Here is a 21,255-nt window from a genome sequence, read left to right as displayed (position 1 = left end):
GGGAGGGAGAACTGAGCGTGGCTACCGCGTCCTCGGGCGCTCGAAGCGCTGCTCGCGCACGCCGCCGGACCACTGGTCGCGTTCTTCTTCCGCCACAAGCGCAAAGCCGAAGGACTCGTAGAGGTGGCGCGCGGGACTGAGCCCGGCGAAGGTCGTGAGATAGACCCTGGGAAAGCCCTTCATGTCGGCATGCTCGATCGCTGCGCCCATCAGCCGGCGCCCCAGTCCGGTGCCACGCGCATTGTCGCTGGTGATGAACCAGCGCAGATGCGCCAACGGCGCGGCTGCGGTCGGTGCCTCGATGCTGATCGTGCCCAGCAGGGCACCATCCTCGTCGTATTCGGCTGCGAAGAAATCCTGGCCCGGCCTGAAATCGCGCATGAAGGCGGAAAGTTCGCCTGCCACCTTGGCTTCGAAGGGCAGGCCGAAACCCCAGTCGCGGGCGTAATATTCGGCGTGCAGCCGAACGATGTCGGCGATCAGCCCGGGACGATAGCCAGCCGGGCTCATTCCTCTTCCTGGAACAGGTTGATCTGTTGCACGGCGAGATCGCGCGGGATTTCGAGGCCAAGGTGCTTCCAGGCGTTGGCGGTCAGCATGCGGCCGCGCGGCGTGCGCTGGATGAAGCCCTGCTGGATCAGATAGGGCTCGATGATGTCTTCGATGGCATCGCGCGGCTCGGACAGGCCGGCCGCGATGGTCTCGATGCCGACCGGACCGCCGCCGAAATTCATCGCGATCATCGAGAGATAGCGCCGGTCGAGCGAATCGAGGCCGAGTGCGTCGACTTCAAGGCGCGACAGCGCCTCGTCGGCAATGCGGCGGTCGACGGGGCCGGAACCGGCGACGGAGGCGAAATCGCGGACGCGGCGCAGCAGGCGGCCGGCGATGCGCGGCGTGCCGCGGGCACGCCGCGCAATTTCGATGGCGCCGTCGTCGGCGAGTGGCATGCCGAGGATGCGCGCGCCGCGGCGCACGATCAGCTCCAACTCCTCGACGGTGTAGAAGTTGAGCCGGGTCGGGATGCCGAAGCGGTCGCGCAGCGGGTTGGTGAGCAGGCCGAGGCGCGTCGTTGCGGCCACCAGCGTGAACTTGGCGAGGTCGATCTTCACCGAGCGAGCCGCCGGGCCTTCGCCGATGATCAGGTCGAGCTGGTAGTCCTCCATCGCCGGGTAGAGGATTTCCTCGACCGCCGGGTTGAGCCGGTGGATCTCGTCGATGAACAGCACGTCGCGCTCTTCGAGATTGGTCAGAAGGGCTGCGAGGTCGCCGGCCTTGGCGATCACCGGGCCTGAGGTCGAGCGGAAATTGACGCCGAGCTCGCGCGCCATGATCTGGGCGAGCGTCGTCTTGCCGAGGCCGGGCGGGCCGACGAACAGCACGTGGTCGAGCGCCTCGCCACGGCCCTTGGCCGCCTCGATAAAGATCTTCAGGTTGGCGCGCGCAGCCGCCTGGCCGACGAAATCGTCGAGCGTCTGCGGGCGCAGGCTGTTGTCGGCGTCCTCGCCGCGCTTTTCAGGTGTAATGAGGCGGGTGGGCGTGTTCACGAAAGCAGTTCCATGGATGGGATGGACTTTGCGGCAGACAAGTCGAACGTCACCGTGTGCGAGCAGCCGAGTTGCAGATTGTGCTCGGCGATCAACGCATCGGCAAAGTCCACTTGCGGGGCGGCCGCGCGCTCCAGCGCGCGGACGACCGCATCGAAGTCCTCGAAGGCGAGCGTCCTCACCTTCAGCAGCCTGTGAATGGTGGTCAAGGTCTGGTCCTTCGTCTGCCGGTAACGCGATGCAAGAGCCCAACTGAATTCAACCAGCACAATCAGGCTGATGAACCCGGGGGTCTCCTCGCTCAGGCCGCTCCCGAATGCGAGTGCTTTCGCCTGCTCATCGGGGTCGTCGTTCAGCACCATGCGCAGCAGAATGTTGGTGTCGATGCCGACCTGCGTCACGGGGCATCCCCCGCCAAATCTTTGCCAAGTGCATGCGTTGCCACGGCATCGCGAACCGCCTCGTCGATTTCCGCCAGCGTTGCCGGCCCGCCGGGCGGGTCGCCAAGGATGCCGGCGAGGTCGGCGAAGGCAAGATTACGCGGCGTGCCGACGAGATGGTTGTCAACAACGGTCCAGGCGATGGCATCGCCGGGCTTCAGCGACAGCATGTCTCTCACGTCTTTCGGAATGGTGAGCTGGCCCTTGGAGGTCAAGGTGGCTTCGGCACCCATATTTCTTACTCCTGACCAGAATACTTACTTTTGGCAATATAGTAAGAAAATCGAGGTGCTGCAATGGTCACCGCGCCAGCTCCTTCAGGCCGAAACGGATCAGCTTGGAGGAATCGGCATCCTCGCCGGCCGTCTTCATGGCGGCGGCAATGGCATTGGCGGCGATGTCGCGGGAATAGCCGAGATTGACCAGCGCCGAAACCGCATCGGCGATGGGGGCGGGGGCCACGCCCTCGCCGAGTTCCTGCTTCAGGCCGATGGTGCCCGAGGCTTCGCCGGCGAAGGCCGGGGCCTTGTTCTTGAGTTCGGTGACGATGCGCTCGGCGACCTTCTTGCCGACGCCGGGGGCACGGCTGACCATGGCGATGTCGCGCAGCGCGATCGCGTTGGCGAGGTCGGATGGCGCCAGCGTCGACAGGATGGCGAGCGCGACCTTGGCGCCGACACCGGGGACATTGTTCTGCAGCAGCCTGAACCACTCGCGCTCCAGCTCGGCCTTGAAGCCATAGAGGCGGATCATGTCCTCGCGGACATAGGTTTCTATATAGAGGACTGCGGCTTCGCCGGCGCCGGGCAGGGCGGCCAGCGTGCGCGCCGAGCAATAGGCGACGTAGCCGACGCCATGGACGTCGAGCACGCAATAATCCTCGCCAATCTCGTCGACGGTGCCCTTCAACTTGCCGATCATTTGGTGCGTCCCGTCATGGATGGGTGTCTGGTGCGATGATGTCGAGGTCGGGGAAATAGCTGCGGTAGCGCAAGGCGTCGCGCGTCAGCAGCCGGTGCCCCGCCACCTGCGCATGCGCGCCGATGAGGAAATCGGGCAGGGTGCGTTCGCGCGCTCCCCCATTCTGGCGATATGCCAGATGCGCCTTGCCGGCCATGAAAGCGGCTTCATAAGGGATCGGCGCCTTGTGCAGCGAAAGTCCGGCCAGAGAATCGACGAGGTCGGCCTCCGCCGGAAACCGAACCGAAATTTCCGACCAGATCACCGGGTTTACGACCAGTGCGGCGACGCTTCCCTCTTTCACGAGGTTGCCTCGCGACCAGTTGCTTGTCGCGCCGCCCTGGAACATGTCCAGGAAAATGTTGGAATCAACGAGGACCGAGGTCATCGCGCGGCCCCCTCAGCCAGTCCATATATTCATCGGTTGTCATGCCGCCGAGGTCGATCGTCCCGGCTACCTTGTCTGCCCAGGCACCGATGGCCTTCGCCCGGCGCTGCCGGGCCTCGTCGCCTTGAAGGGCAACGAGTGTGACAACGTCGTCGGACACGACAAAATCCACCTCCGAGCCGGGCTCGATTCCCAGCCGGTCGCGGATTTCCTTAGGGATGGTCACCTGGCCTTTTGTGGTCACGCGCATGGTAATACCTCGTAGGTATTACTTAGCTGCCGCATGAGAACAAGTCAAGAACATGGCGCGGCTGCCTTCAGCGCTCCCTGGTGAGCGCCGCCAGTTCGTCGGGGCTGGTCGCTGGGTCGGCCGCGCCCTCGAGGCGGTCGAGAATAGCCAGGAACCGGTCCAGCCGGTCGCGATCGGCCAATCTGTTGATGTCGTCCTTGGGCACGATGGTGATCTTGCCGCCCTCGATGCCGAAGATCACTTCGGTGTTGGCGCCGATGCCGAAAGTTTCGCGCAGATCGCGCGGAATCGTCACCTGTCCCTTGCTCGTCACCCGCATGGAATCATCCTTCTCTTACGAGGAAGGAATGTCCCCATGACCGGAACAAGTCAAGAACATCAGGCCTGAGCGGCCAGTGCTGCAAGCCGATAGGCCGGGCTCTGGCGATGGTGCGCGTGGCAGATGGCGATGGCCAGCGCGTCGGCCGCGTCGGCCGAGTCGAAACCGGCCTTGGGCAACAGCACCTTGACCATCATGGCGATCTGCTTCTTGTCGCCGTGGCCGACGCCGATCACCGCCTTCTTGACGGCGTTGGGCGAATACTCGGCGACCGCCAGCCCGGCGCGTGCGGGCACCAGCATGGCGATGCCGCGGGCCTGGCCGAGCTTCAGCGTGGCGGTGGCGTCCTTGTTGACGAAGGTCGCCTCGACGGCTGCCTCATGCGGCATCTCGCGATGGATCACGTCGGCAAGACCGTCGTGCAACTGGCACAGCCTGCTGGCAAGCGCGGCCTTGTCGTCGGACCGTACGGTGCCTGCGGCGACGAAACGCAGCGAATTGCCGAGCGATTCGATGATGCCCCAGCCGGTGCGCCGAAGCCCGGGGTCGATGCCGATGATGCGAATCGTCTCTTTCATCCGTGAACTCTATCTCCACGGGTGCAGGACGCCAGAAAAATGTGAACAAAACAGAAACAATCCCCGCGCGTGGCAGGGTTGCCGAGCCTAGTTGCGGGCGAACGCCGTGTTGAGCAGGCTGATCTGGTCGGAGACGGGGTTGCTGCGGCGCATCGCCTGCACCGGCACGACCGTAGCGCCGTTGCCGTAGATCTCCTCGTCCATGCGGCGCACATGCGCCTGCAGCCTGAGCGAGCGGCGGACGAGGTCGACGAAATCGGCCGGCAATTCGTTCCAGCCGGCGGCGTCGTCATGGGCGGAGGCGGTGTCGAGGCGCACCTTCGATTTCTCGGAGGCGACCTGGTCGCGGGTCATCTCGCCGGAATTGGCGGCGCGCTGCAGCAGCAGCCAAGATGCGATCTGCATCAGCCGCGTGGTCAGCCGCATCGATTCGGCGGCGTAAAGCGTGGCGGCAAGCCGCGACAGCTTCTTGGCCTCGACGCGTCCGGCGCCATCGAGATACTCGGCGGCTTGTTCGACCAGCCCCATGCCCTCGTTGTAGAGGGGCTTGAAGGACGGCGAAAACACCCGCCTTTCGGCGAGCTTGATGGTATTTCCGCTTTCCCTCGAAGGCTCGTTCATCATCGCTACCCTGCAACCCTGATCCCGCGTTACCGCCCGTCTTTGGCGACGGATTCTGCGCGGTCCGCTCCTATACGCCAAGCCCGATGAAAATGCGCTTCCGCTCATGCGAACGCAAGCGCATGTTTAACAAAGGGTTAACGCGACAGATTGGAGCGCTTTTGGAGGGCGTTCCACGGACCTAGGCGCGAAAAAAAGAGCCGCGGAAAAGCGCGGCTCTCAGGAGTTTAACAGGGAGGCGTCAAACAAAGTGGCTCCAACCACTCGGTAAGAATCCAGATGACTGGATACGCACAGTAAACAACTGGAATGCTTAATGGACGCTTAAGAACGTTGCTGATTTGTCGTTGACTGTGCCGACACGGCACACCGGCGCGGCAGCGGATGCCACGCCGGCGTTACGCCGACTCACGACTTCCAGACGACCGGAAGAGCGATGACGGCAAACAGCAGCATCGCCGCGTAGAAGCCCATCGACGACATCGCGACAACGGGCTCGATCGCGGCATTGCCGCCGAGCAGGAAGAACAGTCCGACCAGAAGGCCGATGCCGCTGATGGCCGTCAGCCAGAAGTGGATCTTCGCCAGCACCTTGTCCCGCGCGACGGGAAACAGGTGATAGAAGACGGCGAACACAGCCGACATCAGCCATCCTGCCACCATGGTATGGGCATGGACCGGCATCTGCGTATGGTCCTGGCTGATCGACATGTGCAGGCCGAGCGCCATGCCGCATAGCGCATAGACGATCGCGAGTGTGAAGAAATTCCGTGCTACCCCTTGCATATCCTTGCTCCGATTGCCTTTTCCCCCCGCAGGGAATGGGTTGGTGACGACGAGTAAGTCGGTGCCGGCGCATTAGCACCGGCCGTGTTTCCGCCGCATGCCGCGCTGCTGCATGGCATGCTACCGGTCTCGTTACATTGGAAGCTGGGTGAGCCGGCCGTTGCCTCCCCGCGGCCGGGTTCCGGATGCGCGCCGTCCCCACGGCGCATCTAAACATACCATGCTTTGCGGCCCGCTGTTACGTCCGTTGCAGGGCTGTCACTATGGTCGGCGGCTGGAATTTCCGCAGTTTTCCGGGGTCTGTCGCATCATTCCAGCAGACGGCCGGCACCGCTGTTGTACAGACTTGCTGGCCCGCGCGCTGACGGGGCAAGCAGTCATGCGGGCATCGGCGTCGCTTCAGCATCTGCGGTCGTGACCGCCGAAACATTCAGCGATCCGTGCCGACACAATGCCGAAACAGCGCCGGCGCTATTTGCCGGCGCCGCAACGAGCGACGGGTGAAACAGCTGCTGCCGTTGTCGGAAAACCGGATTGGAAAGGTTTGGAATATGGATTTGTATTCTCTCTTCAAGTTGCTGCACATCGTCGCCGCCGTCGTTTGGGCCGGCGGCGGTTTTGCGCTGATGCTGCTTGCCTTTCGCGCCGACCGCGCAGGCAATGTCGAGGGCATGCTGCAAGCCATGGGCTCGATTGGTCAGCTGGGTAAGCGACTGTTCGTGCCGGCGTCGCTGGCGACCCTGGTGTTCGGGCTCATCATGTGCACGTTTTGGGTCGGCTTCCGTGACCTGTGGGTCGTCATCGGCCTTGCCGGCTACGCGACGACGTTTTTGGTTGGAACGCTCATTTTCCAGCCGACCGGTGACCGCATGGCGGCGATGATCGCCCGCGACGGTGTAACGCCTGCCGCGCTCGACCAGAGCCGGCGCATCCTCAAGGTCGCGCGCTTCGACTATGCGGTGATGCTCATCATTGTCGCCGACATGGTGCTCAAGCCGACGCTGTCGGACGTGCCTGTCCTGTCGGCCATGGCGGTTCTTTTCGTCGCGGGCGCATGGGCCGCCTTCGGCAGCCAGCGCGGAGTGGCAGTGCCGGCTGCTTGAACCAAAGGAGCCGGCGCCGGTACGGACGCCGCCTCTCGTTCTACTGTCTACCCCTTGGCCATGTCGCGCAGGCGGAACTTCTGGATTTTGCCGGTCGAGGTCTTGGGGATCTCGGCGAAGATCACTGCCTTCGGCACTTTGAAACGGGCAAGCAGCGAACGGCAATGCTCGATGATCTCGGCCTCCGTCGCTTCCTTGCCCGGCTTCAGCTCGACATAGGCTATGGGCACCTCGCCCCATTTGTCGTCCGGCCTTGCCACCACGCCGCAGGAGGCGACGGCGGGGTGCTTGTAGAGCGCGTCCTCGACCTCGATCGAAGAGATGTTCTCGCCGCCGGAGATGATGATGTCCTTGGAGCGGTCCTTGAGCTGGATGTAGCCGTCGGGATGCATCACGCCGAGGTCGCCGGAGTGGAACCAGCCGCCGGCAAAGGCCTCGTCGGTGGCCTTCCTGTTCTTGAGGTAGCCCTTCATGACGATGTTGCCGCGGAACATCACCTCGCCGATGGTCTCGCCGTCATCGGGCGTCTTCTCCATGGTCTCGGGATCCATCACCGTCAGGTCTTCGAGCGCGGCATAGCGCACGCCCTGCCGCGCCTTCCTGGCCGTACGCGGACCTTTTTCCAGCTCGTCCCATTCGCCGTGCCATTCGTTGACCACGGCCGGGCCATAGGTCTCGGTCAGGCCGTAGAGGTGGGTGACGGCGAAGCCGGCATCGGCCATGCCGGAAAGTACGGCTTCAGGCGGTGGTGCCGCGGCGGTGTTGAAGGTCACCAGTTGCGGAAACGCGCGCTTTTCTTCGTCCTTGGCATTGATCAGCAACGACATGACGACAGGCGCACCGCAGAGATGGGTGACGCCTAGCTCGGCGATGGCGTCATATATCTGCTTGGCGCGCACCCAGCGCAGGCAGACATGGGTGCCGGCCTGGACCGCGAGCGTCCAGGGAAAGCACCAGCCGTTGCAGTGGAACATCGGCAGCGTCCAGAGATAGACGCAGTGCTTGGCCATGCCGGCATGGATGGTGTTGGTGTAGGCCATCAGTGCGGCACCGCGGTGATGGTAGACCACGCCCTTGGGATTGCCTGTCGTGCCCGAGGTGTAGTTGAGCGAGATGGCGTCCCACTCGTCATCCGGCATCGACCAGGCGAAGGTCTCGTCGCCCGAGCCCACAAAGGCCTCGTAGTCGATCGTGCCGATGCGCTCACCCTTGGGATAGGGCGCGTCGGCGGGATATTCGGGGTCGTCATAGTCGATCACCAGCGGCTTGACCTTGGCAAGCGCCAGCGCCTCCTTGACCACGCCGGAAAACTCGCGGTCGACGATCAGGAGCTTGGTCTCGGCATGGTCGAGCTGGAAGGCGATGATCGCCGCATCGAGCCTGGTGTTGAGCGAATGCAGCACGGCCTTGGTCATCGGCACGCCGAAATGCGCTTCGAGCATCGGCGGCGTGTTGGACAGCATTACCGTTACAGTGTCGCCCTTGCCGATACCGGTCTTCGCCAGTGCGGAGGCGAGTTTCAGCGAGCGCTGCCACCACTGGTGGTAACTGGTGCGGCGGTCGCCGTGAATGATCGCCGCATGGTCGGGAAAGGTCTTCGCCGCCCGTTCGAGAAAGCTCAGCGGTGTCAGCGGCTGGTGGTTGGCGGGGTTCTTGTCGAGGTTTTCCTCGTATGGCCGACCCATCGGTGTTCTCCCTGATCTGCCGCATCAAGATAAGAGACTGGCTGCATCGCCCTCAAATGAATTCGGCGATCCCGTCATAAAGCAGTTTCAGCGCCACGATTGCCACCGTGGCGTAGGTGAAGGGATAGAAGATTTCCGGCCGCATCCGCCTGACGAGCCAGGCGCCGGCAAGCGTCGCCAGGGGCGCCAGCGGCATCAGTGCCAGCGAGGCGGTGAGGTTGGCGGTATCGAACTGGCCGAGGGCGAAGTAGGGGACCAGCTTGATGGCATTGGTCACGGCAAAGAAGATGACGCTGGTGCCCGTCAGCACTTTCGGGTCCATTCGCAGCGGCAATGTGTAGACCTGGAAAGGCGGGCCGCCGACATGGGCAACGAAGCTGGTGAAACCGGCGACCGAGCCCCAGAAGGCGGCGGCGATGCCGTTCGGTTCGGCCTTGTGGTCGGCGCCGTGGCGCAGGCTGGTGTAGATCCAGCGCGCAACGAAGACGAAGGCGATGGCGCCGACGATGAAGCGTACATTGTCCGCCGTCACCACCGAGGCCATCAGCCAGCCGATGCCGATGCCGACGATCGAACCCGGCAGCATCTGCCATAGGATCGTGCGGTCGAAGACGCCGCGCCAGCTCCACAGCGACACGACGTCCATCAGGATCAGGATGGGAAGAAGGATGGCGGCGGCCTGCACCGGCGACATTACCAGCGCCATCAGCGGCACACCGACGAATCCGACCGCGCCGCCGAAGCCGCCCTTGGACAGGCCGACGAGAATCACCGCCGGCACCGCCGCCGCGTAAAACCACGGATCGAGCAGAAGCGAAATCATGGACAGCCGCCTTTCGCGTCCGCAATAGCCGCACGGCAGCGCCTTGGCGAGTGCCGCGCCAATCTTTTCATATGCTTGGGTTCAGCTGCGTGTCCTGTTCAACGGCACCACTTTGTTCTATGCCCCAATGCAAACATGATCGCCTTGCATAGGCGTCGAGCACCGGATCGAAGAACATGAACCCAAATACGCCGCCCAATCGCTGCCGCATCGTGCTGATTGCGCCGCCCTCGGTGCAGCCCGGGGATGTCGAGGCCGCGCTTGCCGGCGGCGACGTCGCTTCGCTCATCCTTCCCGCCGAGGGCACCGATGAAGTGTCCTTCCAGAACTTCGCCGAAAAAGTAGCAGCTGCGGCACGCGAAGCCGGCGTGGCCGTGGTGGTCGCCGGCGACACCCGCGTTGCCGGCCGCATCCAGGCCGACGGCATCCATGTCGAGGGCAAGAAGGCGGCGCTCGCCGAAGCCGTCGAACATTACCAGGAGCGCATGATGGTCGGCGTCGGCGGCGCCAAGACGCGCGACGATGCGCTGGAACTCGGCGAGGAGCGGCCCGACTACATCTTCTTCGGACGCTTCGGCTACGACAACAAGCCTGAGCCCCATTCGCGCAACCTCTCGCTCGGCCAATGGTGGGCAGAGATGATCGAGATTCCCTGCATCGTGATGGCCGGTTCTGACCTTGCCTCTGTCGAGGCGGTGGCGGCGACAGGCGTGGAATTCGTCGCGCTGTCGTCGGCGGTGTTCGGCGAAGGCATCGATCCGCGCGAGGCGGTGGCTCGCGCCAATGCGCTGCTCGACGAGACTGCGCCGCACTTCGAGGGCTGACGATGGACCGTTCGCGCTTCCTTGCCGCGCTTGTGTGCCTGGGCTTCGGGCTCGAGCCCGCGATTGCCGTTGAAAGCGCGCCGGTCCCGCCGTCCGACCAGGGTGCGGTTCCCTCACTCGGCAAGCCTGTCGACATCGTCGACCCCAGCCGCTTCGGACCCGCGCCGACGCCGGAGGCGGTCCCCGCACTGCAGCCCGCTCCGGCTGCTCCCGCCACGCCTGATCTCGGCGCCAATCCGGCGGCCAAGGCGCCCGACGGCATCGACCCCAACCGTTTTGGCGGCAAGCATTCGGACGAGGCCTATGGCGCCTTCCAGCGTGGACTCTACAAGACGGCCTACAATCTGGCGCTGCCACGGGCCGAGGCGGGAGACTCCGCCGCCCAGACGTTGATTGCCGAAATCCTGTCGCGCGGCCTGGGTGTGGCGCGCAACGATTCCGAGGCAGCCAAGTGGTACGAGCGCGCCGCCGAACAGGGCGTTCCCGAAGCGCAGTTCCAATATGCGCTGCTGCTGCTCGATGGGAAATACGTGACCCGCGACGACAAGGCGGCAAATGCCCTGATGCAGGCCGCGGCCGAGGCCGGCAACCGGCTCGCCCAGTTCAACTATGCCCAGATGTTGGTGCAGCGCGAGCCAGGCGGCCGGGGCCTGGAGAAGGCCGTGCCCTATTATGAACGGGCCGCGGCGACAGGGCTCGCGGACGCGCAATATGCGATGGCCCAGGTGCTTGGCAACGGCGTCGGCGGCAAGCTGCGCGACGACAAGCAGGCAAGGCTGATGCTCGTCCGCGCGGCACGCCAGAACTACGACACCGCCCAGTTCGACCTTGGCCTGTGGATGGCCGACGGCCGCGGCGGCGACCGCGACCTGAAATCGGCTTTCGGCTGGATGAAGCTCGCCGCCGACAGCGGCAATGTCGCGGCGCAGAACCGGCTCGCCAAGTTCTATATGGGAGGGATCGGCGTTGATCCCGATCCGATCCTCGCCGGCGCGTGGTACATCAATGCCCGCCGTGCCGGGCTCAACGATCCCGAGATGGACGACTTCCTGCGCGGCCTGACCGACGTCGAGATGAAACAGGCGCTGGAGCGCGCCAACCGCATCCGCTGAGATCAGCGAAAATCGCGACTTCTCTTGCCTAAAAAGCCATTTTGTGGTCTTGGAGGCGCCGATAGCGCCCCTTCCGGCGCAAACCTCTCTTCCGGAAACCAACCATGGCCAAGATCAACGGCAACGAAATCCGTCCCGGCAACGTCATCGAGCATGACGGCGGCCTCTGGGTGGCGGTCAGGACCAATCACGTCAAGCCCGGCAAGGGCGGCGCCTACAATCAGGTCGAACTCAAGAACCTCATCAACGGCACCAAGCTCAACGAGCGTTTCCGCTCGGCCGAGACGGTCGAAAAGGTTCGCCTCGAGCAGAAGGACTTTTCGTTCCTCTACGAGCAGGGCGATGCGCTGGTGTTCATGGACACCGCTAGCTACGAGCAGCTCGAACTGCTCAAGGATTTCGTCGGCGACCGCGCCGCCTTCCTGCAGGACGGCATGATGGTCACGGTCGAGCTCTATGACGAGCGTCCGATCGGCATCGCGCTGCCCGACCAGGTGACGCTGACGATCACCGAGGCCGACCCGGTCGTGAAGGGCCAGACGGCCGCTTCGTCCTACAAGCCGGCGGTGCTGGAAAACGGTGTCCGCGTGCTGGTGCCGCCCTTCATCTCGTCGGGCGAGCGCATCATCGTCGACACCAACGAGATCACCTACGTCCGCCGCGCGGATTGAGCACGGTAACGGAGAGGTCTAGATAATGGCGCGTTCAGCGATCCTAAATGTCATGGTGCAGGCCGCCATGAAGGCCGGCCGCTCGCTGGCTCGCGACTTCGGCGAAGTGCAGAACCTGCAGGTCTCGCTCAAGGGACCTGGCGACTATGTCAGCCAGGCCGACCGCAAGGCCGAAGACATCCTGTTTGCCGAGCTGTCGAAGGCCCGCGCAGGTTATGGCTTCCTGATGGAAGAGCGTGGCGTGGTCGCCGGCGAGGACGACCAGCACCGCTGGATCGTCGACCCGCTCGACGGCACCACCAACTTCCTGCACGGCATTCCGGTGTTCTCGATCTCGATCGCGCTGGAACGCCAGGGCCAAATCGTCGCCGCAGTCGTCTACAACCCGGCGATGGACGAACTCTACACCGCCGAACGCGGTGGTGGCGCCTTCCTCAATGACCGCCGCCTGCGCGTCTCCGGCCGCACCAAGCTTTCCGATGCGGTCATCGGTTGTGGCGCACCGCATCTCGGCCGCGGCCATCATGGCAACTTCCTGCTCGAGCTGCGCAACGTCATGGGCGAGGTCGCGGGCATCCGCCGCCTCGGCTCGGCGGCGCTCGATCTCGCCTATGTCGCTGCCGGCCGCATGGACGGCTTCTGGGAGACGGCATTGTCGCCCTGGGACGTCGCAGCCGGCATCCTTCTGGTGCGCGAAGCCGGCGGCTTCGTCTCCGACGACAAGGGCGGCCAGGACATGCTCGATGGCGGCTCGATCGTCGTCGGCAACGAGACCATCCACCGCGCGCTGCTCAAGACCCTGAAGAAGCCGGTCACGCCGCGCTGATCCGCCGCGCAGCGCACTGTTTGCGCATCGTGCCTGCGCCTGCCCATATTAGGCAAGGCGCAGGGACGAACGATGACGGACAATCTCCGCAAGCCTGAGACAGCTGTGCCCTTCATCGGGCGCTACAGCCATTCGCGCGCCGAACTCATCGCCGACGGCGTCGTCCACGCGATCGGCATCCTGCTCGCCGTCGCCGCCGGTTCGGTCCTGCTTTCGATCTCCGCATTCTACACCGCCACCGGCGAGTATCTCGCCGCCGTGGTTTTCGTGGTGGCGCTGCTGACCGTGCTTTCGGTGTCGTGCGCCTACAATCTGTGGCCGATCTCGCCGGCCAAGTGGGTACTGCGCCGCTTCGACCATGCCGGCATTTACCTGCTGATCGCCGCCACCTACACGCCGTTCCTGGCCCAACTCGAGGACCGCGTCACGGCAGGGTGGATGGCGGGTATCGTCTGGTCGGCGGCCATCGCCGGCATGGCGATCAAGCTTTTCCTGCCCGGCAGGCTCGACCGGCTGGCGGTCGCCTTCTACCTCGCCATGGGCTGGAGCGGCGTCGTCATCCTGCGCCCGCTGGTCGCAACACTGCCTTCGGCAACGCTGTGGCTGCTGTTTGCCGGCGGCATGGTCTATTCCTGCGGCGTGATCTTCTATGCCTGGCAGCGTCTGCGTTTCCAGAGTGCCCTTTGGCACGGCTTCGTCGTCACCGGCGCGGGCCTTCACGTGGCGGCGATGATCGACCTTCTGGTGGTCGCGCGGCTGTGATCGCGGGGCGATGCGCGCCACCAAGCGCAAGCGTCTTTCATTTTCGTCACATTTCCGCTTACAGTCGTGGTCCACTAACGCGTCGGTGCAACTTAACAAAAGCACCATGCGTAGATTGAAAGCGGCGAAGCGTCCTTTGCGTGTCCGGATGGATGTGCGACGCTTTGGCCGCGCGGAACTGGAACCGGGGCGCCGATGTCATTCTTGAAATCTCTCGGAGTAGGCAGGGGCTCCGATGTGCTCAACTACGATCCGCATCGCCTGTCCAGTCCGCAGGTGTTCCTGCTGACGATGATGATCTTCCTGGCGATCGTCGCCTTCATAGCGGCAATCCTGACACGGCAGATCTCCAACGCCTTCGTCACCAATCCCGGCCTCAACGGGCTGATCATCGGCGTGCTTGTCGTCGGCATCGGCCTTGCCTTCGTCCAGGTCGGCCGCCTGTTTCGTGAAGTCCGCTGGATCAACTCGTTCCGGGCCGGCTCGGAAGTCAACGAACCGGTGCTGCTGGCGCCGATGAAGGCGATGCTCGGCCGTTCGTCGTCGATGGCGTTCTCGACCAGTTCGATGCGGACGATGCTCGATTCGATCGCCACCCGCCTCGACGAAAGCCGCGACGTCTCGCGCTATCTCGTCGGCCTGCTCGTCTTCCTCGGCCTGCTTGGCACGTTCTGGGGCCTGCTCGAGACCATCGGCTCGATCGGCGACACCATCCAGTCGCTCGATCCCGGCACGGGCGATGCCGCCGCGGTGCTCGAAGCGCTGAAGGCGGGGCTCGCCGCGCCGCTGCAAGGCATGGGCACCGCGTTCTCGTCGTCGCTGTTCGGCTTGTCCGGCTCGCTGGTGCTGGGGTTCCTCGATCTCCAGGCCGGTCGCGCCCAGACGCGTTTCTACACCGAGCTGGAAAACTGGCTCTCGACAGTTGCCGACCTCTCCTCCGACATCGTCGTCGCCGATGCCAAGAACGGCTCGACGGACGAGATCCGGGCGCTCAGCGAGCGTTTGCGCAACATGCAGGAGCAGGGTGGGTCGAACCCACGCATCGCCGCTGCCATGGCCAGCCTCGCCGACGGCATTTCGGGCCTCGTCAAGAACATGCGCAGCGAACAGCAGATTATGCGCGACTGGGTCGAGGCGCAATCCGACGAGCAGAAGGCGATGCGCAGCACGCTCGAAAAGATCGCCGACGCCCTCAAGAAAGAGGGAGTCCACTAAGTGGCTCTTGCGCGTGGGCGGCGGGGCGACCGTCGCATCGACTATTGGCCGGGTTTCGTCGACGCGCTGTCGACGCTGCTTCTGGCCATCATGTTCCTGCTCTCGGTCTTCGTGCTGGCGCAGTTCCTGCTCAGCCGCGAAATCTCCGGCAAGGACGAGGTGCTGACCCGGCTCAATTCGCAGATCAACGAGCTGACGCAGCTGCTCGCGCTCGAAAAGTCCAATTCGCAGGACGTCGAGGACGCGCTCGCCAACCTTCAGGCATCGCTGTCGGCTGCGGAGAGCGAAAAGAGCCGGCTCGAACGGTTGTTGTCCCAGGGATCGGGCGCCGGTGCCGAGGCCACGGCGCGGATAGGTTCGCTGACCGGCGAACTCGACAGCGAGCGCCAGATCAGCCAGCGCGCACTCAGCCAGGTCGAACTGCTCAACCAGCAGATCGCCGCCCTGCGCCGGCAGATCGGTGCCCTTGAAGAAGCACTCAACGCTTCGGAGACCCGAGACAAGGAATCCAACACCAAGATCGCCGATCTTGGCCGCCGCCTGAACGTGGCGCTGGCCCAGCGTGTGCAGGAGCTCAACCGCTACCGCTCCGACTTCTTCGGCCGCCTGCGCGAGATCCTGTCCGACCGCGAAAATATCCGCATCGTCGGCGACCGTTTCGTGTTCCAGTCGGAAGTGCTGTTCCCGACGGGCTCCGAGCAGATCAACGAGGCAGGCCAGGGCGAGATGAAGAAGCTCGCCGACGCCATCCTCGAACTGCAGAAGGAAATCCCGCCGGAGATCAACTGGGTGCTGCGCGTCGACGGCCACACCGACAACATCCCGCTGTCGGGCACCGGCCGCTATCGCGACAACTGGGAGCTTTCGTCGGCGCGCTCGACCTCGGTGGTGAAATTCCTGATCGAAAATGGCGTGCCGGCCAATCGACTGGTCGCGGCCGGCTTCGGCGAGTTCCAGCCGCTGGACGAAAGCGGCACCGACGAGGCGCGTTCCAGGAACCGACGCATCGAACTCAAGCTCACCGAGCGATAAGACGGCATCCGCAACATCGGAACCGGGCGAACCCGGTCTCAATATTTCGTGTGCGAGAAGCCTGCCTCAACCGGGGCGGTGGTGCGGCATTGGCAGCGTGATTGTGGCGGCCAAGATTATCTTTTCTTAATTGGGCTTCCCGGCTGCGCGAACCTAGACTCCAGATGCAGTCCGGGAACCGCCGGCGACGACCTCCCGCCGCGACACGACGGAACTTGACGGGCTGCGATCGACGGGACGCCAGTTGTAACGCGACCCGCAAGTTCGGGAGACGCAATCATGCGCTCTTTGACCCTCAAGGCGGCGCTTGCCGCATTCCTCGTCTCGGCTCCTCTCGGCATCGCCTTCGCGGCACCCATGCACGAGCCGCATTTCCGTTCGTCGGACCATGACGACAGCGACGCACCTCCGCCTACGACCTATGTCACTGGCGGACAGTTGAGCGCCGTGCTCAACGATCTGCGCGACGCTGATGCGCGCATCCAGTCCGACCAGCACCTCAAGCTGATCACGCCGGCAGAGGCACGCGGGCTGGAAGCGCAGGCGACAACGATCCGCAAGGCGGCGGTTGCCGACTCAGTGCGCGACGGCGGCATGATCCCGGCAGGCGAATACCACCAGCTGATGGCGCGGATCTCAGGCCTGGACGATCAGGTCGGTCACGACGCCTTCCGCGGCTAGTCTCGTTACAGTCCTTATCAGGCGCCTTCGGTGCAAACCGGGGGCGCCTGTTTGGCGTCCGGCTACCAGCCGATCCAGAGGGCGGCGAGTGCCAGCGCAGCCGGCACGGTCTGGATGTAGAGGATCTTGCGGCTGACGGTGGCCGCGCCATAAAGGCCGGCGATGGCGATGCAGAGCAGGAAGAATACCTTCACCTGGAAGCCTGCCTCGCCCAGCCATAGGCCCCAGATCAGGCCGGCGGCGAGAAATCCGTTGTAGAGCCCCTGGTTGGCGGCCAGCACCTTGGAGGCCATGGCGAAGTCGGGCTTCAGGCCAAAGGCCTTGTGCCCGCGCGGCGTGTCCCACAGCACCATTTCGAGATAGACGATGTAGAGGTGGATCAAGGCCACCAGCCCGACCAGGATGTTCGCTAGCATAACCGGTCCCCTTCGATCTCCGGGATGACTTGAGCATGCCGGCTGCCGCACCGGCAAGTGGTGGACCAGCCGAACAGTCTTGCGAATGCGCGCGCTTTGGTATCCTCTCGCCGCGATTTTGAGACAGAGGAAGAGCCATGTCCTTCGCAAAACTTGACGAACTCGGCCGCAAGCTCGAAGCGCTGGAGCACGCGCTCGCCATTCTCGGCGCCGACGAGGCCACCCACATGGCGGTGGGCGGCGGCGCCAAGCGCGCCGAGGCGCTGTCGGCGCTCGCCGGCATGCATCATCGCCAGGCGACCGCACCCGAAATCGCCGATTGGATCGCCGCCGCCGAAGCGGAAACGCTCAACGACGAGCAGGCCGTGGCACTGCGGGAGTTCCGCCGCCAGTACACCAACATGACCTGCCTGCCGTCGGAGTTCGTCGAACGCCAGACCTCGGCGCGCCTGCGCTGCGAGCAGCTGTGGCGCGACCTGCGCGCCAAGAACGACTGGGCCGGTTTCCAGCCGGCGCTGGAGGGCATCGTCACGCTGGTGCGCGAGGAGGCCGCGCTGCGCTCGGCAGCGCTCGGGCTCGCGCCTTACGATGCGCTGATGGAACAATACGATCCCGGCAACCGCACCGCCGACATCACTCCCGTGTTCACCGACCTCAAGGCATTCCTGAGGGATTTCGTGCCGGAAGCCCTTGCCGTTCAGGCCGAGCGCCGCGCCAAGAACCCGCCGCGCGCCCTGTCAGGCGTCTATGCCGTCGAGCGCCAGCGTGAGCTTGGCCTCGCGATGATGGGCGCCGTCGGTTTCGACCTCACCCGCGGCAGCCTGTCGGTGTCGCATCATCCGTTCTGCGGCGGCGTGCCGTCGGACGTGCGCATCACCACGCGCTACAAGACCTCCGACTTCCTCTCGGCACTGATGGGCGTGCTGCACGAGACCGGCCATGCGCTCTACGAGCAGAACCTGCCCGAGGCATGGGCGCACTGGCCACTCGGCAAGGCGCGCGGCATGGCCGTGCACGAGAGCCAGAGCCTGTTCGTCGAAAAGCAGCTCGGCCGCAATCCGGCCTTCTGGCACTGGGCACTGCCCATGGTCGAACAGCATCTCGGCGAGCGTTGGACGATCGGCGAGATCCTGCCCCACGTCCATCATGTCGAGCGCGGCCTGATCCGCGTCGACGCCGACGAGGTCACCTACCCGCTGCACGTCATCCTGCGCTACGAGCTGGAGCAGGAGCTCGTTTCGGGCCGCCTGGCTGTGTCCGACCTGCCCGAGGCATGGGACGCCAAGATGCGCGAGTATCTCGGCCTGTCGACCATCGACAATCCGGCGGACGGGCCGATGCAGGACGTGCACTGGCCGAGCGGTGCCTTCGGCTATTTCCCGTCCTACACACTGGGCGCGATGATGGCGGCGCAGCAATGGGCGGCCATCGTGAAGGCGCATCCATCCGTCGACGACGAGATCGCGCGCGGCCACTTCGACACCGTCAACAACTGGCGCCGCGACAAGATCTGGTCGCAGGCTTCGCTGTGGTCGACGCCGGAACTGCTCGAACGCGCCACGGGTGAGAAGCTGAACGCAGCGCATTTCACGTCGCATCTGAAGAAGCGCTACGGAGCATAATATCTCTGCTTCATCAGGCCTCCGCTTCGGCACGGAGGCCTGGCAACGGGTATTCATCTGCCGCAGCGGAACATCTGCGGCGCGACTTTCCGCTTGATCCTGAAAATCTTTGCCCGAAACTCCCGCAACACCAAAGACCTTGGGAGGGGCAGGTGGCGGATCATGCGGATGCGATCGTCATAGGCGGCGGGCTCGCCGGCCTTGTCGCCGCGGCCGAACTCGCCGACGCCGGCAAGCGCGTCATCATCCTCGAGCAGGAAGGCGAGAACTCGCTCGGCGGCCAGGCGTTCTGGTCGCTCGGCGGTCTGTTCTTCGTGGACAGCCCCGAGCAGCGCCGGATGCGCATCAAGGATAGCCGCGAACTCGCCTTGCAGGACTGGCTGGGTTCGGCGCAGTTCGACCGACCCGAAGACCACTGGCCGCGCAAGGTGGCCGAAGCCTTCATCGATTTCGCGGCCGGCGAGATGCGGCCCTGGCTGCATGCGCAGGGCATGCGCTGGTTTCCGGTCGTCGGCTGGGCCGAGCGTGGCGGCGCGGCAGCCCACGGCCACGGCAATTCGGTGCCGCGCTTCCACGTCACCTGGGGCACCGGGCCCGGCGTACTGGCGCCATTTTTGCGCCGCGTCCGCGAGCACGCGGCCGCCGGCCGAATCGCGCTCAAATTCCGGCACCGGGCGAGCCGTCTCATCAAGACGGGTGGGGCCGTCAGCGGCGTTTCCGGCGAAATCCTGGAACCCTCCACCGTCGACCGCGGCCGGCAATCCGGCCGCACGGTGGCCGGCGCGTTCGAGTTCCACGCGGGCGCAGTGATTGTCACATCAGGCGGCATCGGCGGCGATCATGAGCTCGTGCGCAAGGCATGGCCCGCCGAGCGCCTCGGCCCTGCGCCGAAGAAGATGGTGGCCGGCGTGCCGCATCACGTCGACGGCCGCATGATCGCCATCACGGAAGCCGCCGGCGGCACCGTCATCAACCGCGACCGCATGTGGCACTACACCGAGGGCCTGATTAACTGGAACCCGATCTGGCCGAACCACGGCATCCGCATCCTGCCCGGGCCGTCGTCGATGTGGTTCGACGCGCTCGGGCAGCGGCTGGAGGCGCCGTTCCTGCCCGGCTTCGACACGCTGGGCACGCTCAGGCGCATCCTGTCCACAGGCCACGAATACTCATGGTTCGTCCTGACCCAGAAGATCATCAAGAAGGAGTTCGCGCTGTCAGGCTCCGAGCAGAATCCTGACTTGACCTCCGGGCGCTGGATCGAGGTGCTGAAGAGCCGCCGGGCCAAGGGCGCACCGCCGTCGGTCGAAGCCTTCAAACAGCATGGCGAGGATTTCGTCGTGCGCGACAATCTGCGTGATCTCGTTGCCGGCATGAACGCGCTTGCCGGGAACAGCCTGATCGACCATGACCGCCTCCACGCCCAGATCGCGGCGCGCGACCGCGAGATCGACAATCCGTTCTGCAAGGACGCCCAGGTCACCGCCATCCATGGGGCGCTGAAATATCTTGGCGACCGGCTGGTGCGCACGGCCAAGCCGCACAAGATCCTCGACCCTGCAAACGGCCCGCTGATCGCCGTGCGGCTCAACGTGCTCACACGCAAGACGCTGGGCGGCTTGCACACCAATCTGGATGGCCAGGTGCTCGACGCCTCGGGCGAACCCGTTCCGGGTCTTTACGCTGCGGGCGAGGTCGCCGGCTTCGGCGGCGGCGGCTACCACGGCTACAATGCTCTGGAAGGCACCTTCCTCGGTGGCTGCATTTTCTCAGGCAGGAATGCGGGAAGGCATGTCGCTCGAGGCTGAGCCTCTCGCCAAAAGCTGGCGCGGTACGGTCCATTGACGACACCAGCCATTTTCCCGAATGTCCACCGACACGATCAAACAATGAGAAACATCCCGATGACCGTTCAGTCCGCCCACAGCTACCGCACCGTTCCACTGCCCGACTTCGAAGAGAAGCCGCTGGAGGAGATGCGTGCCGGTGCGCAGTTGTTCTACGACGAGATCAGGACACGCCACACGGTGCGTGATTTCTCGACCCGGCCGGTGCCTCGCGACATCATTGAAACCTGCATCATGGCGGCCGGTACCGCGCCCAACGGCGCCAACCACCAGCCTTGGCATTTCGCCGTTATCGGCGACGCGGACATCAAGCGGCAGATCCGCGAGGCGGCCGAGATCGAGGAGCGCGCTTTCTATGAAGGCCGCGCCGGCGAGGAGTGGCTCAAGGCGCTGGCGCCGCTCGGCACCGATGCCTCCAAGCCGTTCCTGGAAGAGGCGCCGTGGCTGATCTGCATCTTCGGTGAGCGCAGGAGCCGTTCGGCCGACGGCGTCACCCGCAAGAACTACTACGTGCCGGAATCGGTCAGCATCGCCACCGGCTTCCTGATCGCCGCACTCCACCGCGCCGGGCTTGCCACGCTCACGCACACGCCCAACCCGATGAGTTTCCTCAACCAGATCTGCGGCCGCGACCCGCACGACAAACCCTACATCCTGATGGTCGTCGGCTACCCCAAGGAAGGCGCCACCATCCCTGCCCACGCCATGGACAAGCGGCCATTGTCGGAGATTGCGACCTTCCTGTGA

At 64.6% G+C, this 21,255-nt stretch carries 26 protein-coding genes; 12 read left to right on the top strand and 14 right to left on the bottom strand.

Translation table 11 applies throughout. The annotated features are described in order from the left end of the window. Positions 1 to 21: 21 nt before the first annotated feature. From WHT83_RS02070 to WHT83_RS02020, 11 genes are all read right to left on the bottom strand, one after another. The gene (locus WHT83_RS02070; RefSeq protein ID WP_108606522.1) at positions 22 to 510 is read right to left on the bottom strand and encodes a GNAT family N-acetyltransferase; all 489 of its coding nucleotides are present in this window, start codon (positions 508 to 510) and stop codon (positions 22 to 24) included. Next, positions 507 to 1,547: a Holliday junction branch migration DNA helicase RuvB gene (ruvB, locus tag WHT83_RS02065; RefSeq protein WP_108606523.1), complete on the bottom strand. Its 1,041-nt coding sequence runs from the start codon at positions 1,545 to 1,547 to the stop codon at positions 507 to 509. The genes WHT83_RS02070 and ruvB overlap by 4 nt, the downstream gene beginning before the upstream one ends. Next, positions 1,544 to 1,948: a PIN domain-containing protein gene (locus WHT83_RS02060; RefSeq protein ID WP_406872825.1), complete on the bottom strand. Its 405-nt coding sequence runs from the start codon at positions 1,946 to 1,948 to the stop codon at positions 1,544 to 1,546. Before WHT83_RS02060 ends, ruvB begins: the two co-directional genes overlap by 4 nt. Then, positions 1,945 to 2,220 (bottom strand): AbrB/MazE/SpoVT family DNA-binding domain-containing protein, encoded by a 276-nt coding sequence (locus WHT83_RS02055; RefSeq protein WP_183262713.1) that lies wholly within the window; start codon positions 2,218 to 2,220, stop codon positions 1,945 to 1,947. Before WHT83_RS02055 ends, WHT83_RS02060 begins: the two co-directional genes overlap by 4 nt. A gap of 67 nt (positions 2,221 to 2,287) precedes the next feature. Further along, positions 2,288 to 2,908 carry a Holliday junction branch migration protein RuvA gene (ruvA, locus tag WHT83_RS02050; protein WP_318763505.1) on the bottom strand — a complete coding sequence of 207 codons (621 nt, stop codon included), beginning with the start codon at positions 2,906 to 2,908 and terminating at the stop codon, positions 2,288 to 2,290. 13 nt (positions 2,909 to 2,921) lie between these two features. Then, the gene (locus tag WHT83_RS02045; RefSeq protein ID WP_406872824.1) at positions 2,922 to 3,335 is read right to left on the bottom strand and encodes a type II toxin-antitoxin system VapC family toxin; all 414 of its coding nucleotides are present in this window, start codon (positions 3,333 to 3,335) and stop codon (positions 2,922 to 2,924) included. Beyond that, a complete protein-coding gene (locus WHT83_RS02040) occupies positions 3,316 to 3,585 on the bottom strand; it encodes an AbrB/MazE/SpoVT family DNA-binding domain-containing protein (RefSeq protein ID WP_406872823.1) in 270 nt (89 codons plus the stop codon). Before WHT83_RS02040 ends, WHT83_RS02045 begins: the two co-directional genes overlap by 20 nt. Before the next feature lie 67 nt (positions 3,586 to 3,652). After that, the gene (locus WHT83_RS02035) at positions 3,653 to 3,904 is read right to left on the bottom strand and encodes an AbrB/MazE/SpoVT family DNA-binding domain-containing protein (RefSeq protein ID WP_406872822.1); all 252 of its coding nucleotides are present in this window, start codon (positions 3,902 to 3,904) and stop codon (positions 3,653 to 3,655) included. 59 nt (positions 3,905 to 3,963) lie between these two features. Next, entirely contained in the window at positions 3,964 to 4,482 is a 519-nt protein-coding gene (gene ruvC / locus WHT83_RS02030) for a crossover junction endodeoxyribonuclease RuvC (RefSeq protein ID WP_108606530.1), read from the bottom strand. Between the two features lie 87 nt (positions 4,483 to 4,569). Next, positions 4,570 to 5,103, bottom strand: coding sequence for a DUF1465 family protein (locus WHT83_RS02025; RefSeq protein ID WP_055975432.1), 534 nt, complete (start codon positions 5,101 to 5,103; stop codon positions 4,570 to 4,572). Positions 5,104 to 5,511: 408 nt separating this feature from the next. Continuing rightward, positions 5,512 to 5,889, bottom strand: a complete 378-nt coding sequence (locus WHT83_RS02020; RefSeq protein WP_108606531.1) for a hypothetical protein — start codon at positions 5,887 to 5,889, stop codon at positions 5,512 to 5,514. A 500-nt stretch (positions 5,890 to 6,389) separates the two neighbouring features. Here WHT83_RS02020 and WHT83_RS02015 point away from each other — a divergent pair, with 500 nt between their 5' ends. Then, positions 6,390 to 6,992, top strand: coding sequence for a DUF2269 family protein (locus tag WHT83_RS02015; protein ID WP_406872821.1), 603 nt, complete (start codon positions 6,390 to 6,392; stop codon positions 6,990 to 6,992). 47 nt (positions 6,993 to 7,039) lie between these two features. Here WHT83_RS02015 and WHT83_RS02010 read toward each other — a convergent pair whose 3' ends face one another. Further along, positions 7,040 to 8,677, bottom strand: a complete 1,638-nt coding sequence (locus WHT83_RS02010; RefSeq protein ID WP_406872820.1) for an acyl-CoA synthetase — start codon at positions 8,675 to 8,677, stop codon at positions 7,040 to 7,042. 52 nt (positions 8,678 to 8,729) lie between these two features. After that, positions 8,730 to 9,500 (bottom strand): sulfite exporter TauE/SafE family protein, encoded by a 771-nt coding sequence (locus WHT83_RS02005; protein WP_406872819.1) that lies wholly within the window; start codon positions 9,498 to 9,500, stop codon positions 8,730 to 8,732. 176 nt (positions 9,501 to 9,676) lie between these two features. On the opposite strand from WHT83_RS02005, the gene WHT83_RS02000 reads away from it, so the two are divergent. The 8 genes from WHT83_RS02000 to WHT83_RS01965 all read left to right on the top strand — a co-directional run bounded on the left by WHT83_RS02000 (position 9,677) and on the right by WHT83_RS01965 (position 16,623). Further along, on the top strand, positions 9,677 to 10,324 hold the full coding sequence (locus tag WHT83_RS02000) for a thiamine phosphate synthase (RefSeq protein WP_406872818.1): 648 nt from the start codon (positions 9,677 to 9,679) through the stop codon (positions 10,322 to 10,324). Between the two features lie 2 nt (positions 10,325 to 10,326). Beyond that, a complete protein-coding gene (locus tag WHT83_RS01995) occupies positions 10,327 to 11,436 on the top strand; it encodes a tetratricopeptide repeat protein (protein ID WP_406872817.1) in 1,110 nt (369 codons plus the stop codon). Between the two features lie 104 nt (positions 11,437 to 11,540). Beyond that, positions 11,541 to 12,107, top strand: a complete 567-nt coding sequence (efp, locus tag WHT83_RS01990) for an elongation factor P (RefSeq protein ID WP_018429990.1) — start codon at positions 11,541 to 11,543, stop codon at positions 12,105 to 12,107. A 25-nt stretch (positions 12,108 to 12,132) separates the two neighbouring features. After that, positions 12,133 to 12,933, top strand: coding sequence for an inositol monophosphatase family protein (locus WHT83_RS01985; protein ID WP_108606536.1), 801 nt, complete (start codon positions 12,133 to 12,135; stop codon positions 12,931 to 12,933). Positions 12,934 to 13,005: 72 nt separating this feature from the next. Continuing rightward, positions 13,006 to 13,695, top strand: a complete 690-nt coding sequence (locus WHT83_RS01980; protein ID WP_108606537.1) for a hemolysin III family protein — start codon at positions 13,006 to 13,008, stop codon at positions 13,693 to 13,695. Between the two features lie 195 nt (positions 13,696 to 13,890). Continuing rightward, positions 13,891 to 14,910: a MotA/TolQ/ExbB proton channel family protein gene (locus WHT83_RS01975; protein WP_183262705.1), complete on the top strand. Its 1,020-nt coding sequence runs from the start codon at positions 13,891 to 13,893 to the stop codon at positions 14,908 to 14,910. After that, a complete protein-coding gene (locus WHT83_RS01970) occupies positions 14,911 to 15,942 on the top strand; it encodes a peptidoglycan -binding protein (protein ID WP_406872816.1) in 1,032 nt (343 codons plus the stop codon). Positions 15,943 to 16,221: 279 nt separating this feature from the next. Next, positions 16,222 to 16,623, top strand: a complete 402-nt coding sequence (locus WHT83_RS01965; protein ID WP_406872815.1) for a hypothetical protein — start codon at positions 16,222 to 16,224, stop codon at positions 16,621 to 16,623. A 62-nt stretch (positions 16,624 to 16,685) separates the two neighbouring features. Here the strand turns inward: WHT83_RS01965 and WHT83_RS01960 are convergent, their stop codons facing one another. Then, entirely contained in the window at positions 16,686 to 17,039 is a 354-nt protein-coding gene (locus WHT83_RS01960; RefSeq protein ID WP_406872814.1) for a DUF1304 domain-containing protein, read from the bottom strand. Between the two features lie 137 nt (positions 17,040 to 17,176). Between WHT83_RS01960 and WHT83_RS01955 the strand changes: the two genes are divergently transcribed. The 3 genes from WHT83_RS01955 (at position 17,177) to WHT83_RS01945 (ending at position 21,255) form a co-directional block, all read left to right on the top strand. Beyond that, on the top strand, positions 17,177 to 18,661 hold the full coding sequence (locus WHT83_RS01955; RefSeq protein ID WP_406872813.1) for a carboxypeptidase M32: 1,485 nt from the start codon (positions 17,177 to 17,179) through the stop codon (positions 18,659 to 18,661). Positions 18,662 to 18,813: 152 nt separating this feature from the next. Continuing rightward, on the top strand, positions 18,814 to 20,469 hold the full coding sequence (locus tag WHT83_RS01950; RefSeq protein ID WP_406872812.1) for an FAD-binding dehydrogenase: 1,656 nt from the start codon (positions 18,814 to 18,816) through the stop codon (positions 20,467 to 20,469). A 96-nt stretch (positions 20,470 to 20,565) separates the two neighbouring features. Continuing rightward, complete coding sequence (locus WHT83_RS01945) at positions 20,566 to 21,255, top strand: nitroreductase family protein (protein ID WP_406872811.1); 690 nt, start codon at positions 20,566 to 20,568, stop codon at positions 21,253 to 21,255.

Origin of the sequence: Aminobacter sp. P9b (assembly GCF_045345995.1) — a bacterium.
Lineage (GTDB): Bacteria > Pseudomonadota > Alphaproteobacteria > Rhizobiales > Rhizobiaceae > Aminobacter > Aminobacter niigataensis.
The sequence above is the reverse complement of the archived record's forward strand: the minus strand, read 5'-3'. Positions and strand labels throughout refer to the sequence as shown.

Coding starts and splice junctions, on each gene's coding strand:
- WHT83_RS02040 (WP_406872823.1), bottom strand. CDS start 3,585: ATGCGCGTGACCACAAAAGGCCAGGTGACCATCCCTAAGGAAATCCGC.
- WHT83_RS01955 (WP_406872813.1), top strand. CDS start 17,177: ATGTCCTTCGCAAAACTTGACGAACTCGGCCGCAAGCTCGAAGCGCTG.
- ruvC (WP_108606530.1), bottom strand. CDS start 4,482: ATGAAAGAGACGATTCGCATCATCGGCATCGACCCCGGGCTTCGGCGC.
- WHT83_RS02000 (WP_406872818.1), top strand. CDS start 9,677: ATGAACCCAAATACGCCGCCCAATCGCTGCCGCATCGTGCTGATTGCG.
- WHT83_RS02005 (WP_406872819.1), bottom strand. CDS start 9,500: ATGATTTCGCTTCTGCTCGATCCGTGGTTTTACGCGGCGGCGGTGCCG.
- WHT83_RS01995 (WP_406872817.1), top strand. CDS start 10,327: ATGGACCGTTCGCGCTTCCTTGCCGCGCTTGTGTGCCTGGGCTTCGGG.
- WHT83_RS02010 (WP_406872820.1), bottom strand. CDS start 8,677: ATGGGTCGGCCATACGAGGAAAACCTCGACAAGAACCCCGCCAACCAC.
- WHT83_RS02070 (WP_108606522.1), bottom strand. CDS start 510: ATGAGCCCGGCTGGCTATCGTCCCGGGCTGATCGCCGACATCGTTCGG.
- WHT83_RS02020 (WP_108606531.1), bottom strand. CDS start 5,889: ATGCAAGGGGTAGCACGGAATTTCTTCACACTCGCGATCGTCTATGCG.
- WHT83_RS01975 (WP_183262705.1), top strand. CDS start 13,891: ATGTCATTCTTGAAATCTCTCGGAGTAGGCAGGGGCTCCGATGTGCTC.
- WHT83_RS01965 (WP_406872815.1), top strand. CDS start 16,222: ATGCGCTCTTTGACCCTCAAGGCGGCGCTTGCCGCATTCCTCGTCTCG.
- efp (WP_018429990.1), top strand. CDS start 11,541: ATGGCCAAGATCAACGGCAACGAAATCCGTCCCGGCAACGTCATCGAG.
- WHT83_RS01985 (WP_108606536.1), top strand. CDS start 12,133: ATGGCGCGTTCAGCGATCCTAAATGTCATGGTGCAGGCCGCCATGAAG.
- WHT83_RS02035 (WP_406872822.1), bottom strand. CDS start 3,904: ATGCGGGTGACGAGCAAGGGACAGGTGACGATTCCGCGCGATCTGCGC.
- ruvA (WP_318763505.1), bottom strand. CDS start 2,908: ATGATCGGCAAGTTGAAGGGCACCGTCGACGAGATTGGCGAGGATTAT.
- WHT83_RS01960 (WP_406872814.1), bottom strand. CDS start 17,039: ATGCTAGCGAACATCCTGGTCGGGCTGGTGGCCTTGATCCACCTCTAC.
- WHT83_RS02045 (WP_406872824.1), bottom strand. CDS start 3,335: ATGACCTCGGTCCTCGTTGATTCCAACATTTTCCTGGACATGTTCCAG.
- WHT83_RS01945 (WP_406872811.1), top strand. CDS start 20,566: ATGACCGTTCAGTCCGCCCACAGCTACCGCACCGTTCCACTGCCCGAC.
- WHT83_RS01980 (WP_108606537.1), top strand. CDS start 13,006: ATGACGGACAATCTCCGCAAGCCTGAGACAGCTGTGCCCTTCATCGGG.
- WHT83_RS02055 (WP_183262713.1), bottom strand. CDS start 2,220: ATGGGTGCCGAAGCCACCTTGACCTCCAAGGGCCAGCTCACCATTCCG.
- WHT83_RS02025 (WP_055975432.1), bottom strand. CDS start 5,103: ATGAACGAGCCTTCGAGGGAAAGCGGAAATACCATCAAGCTCGCCGAA.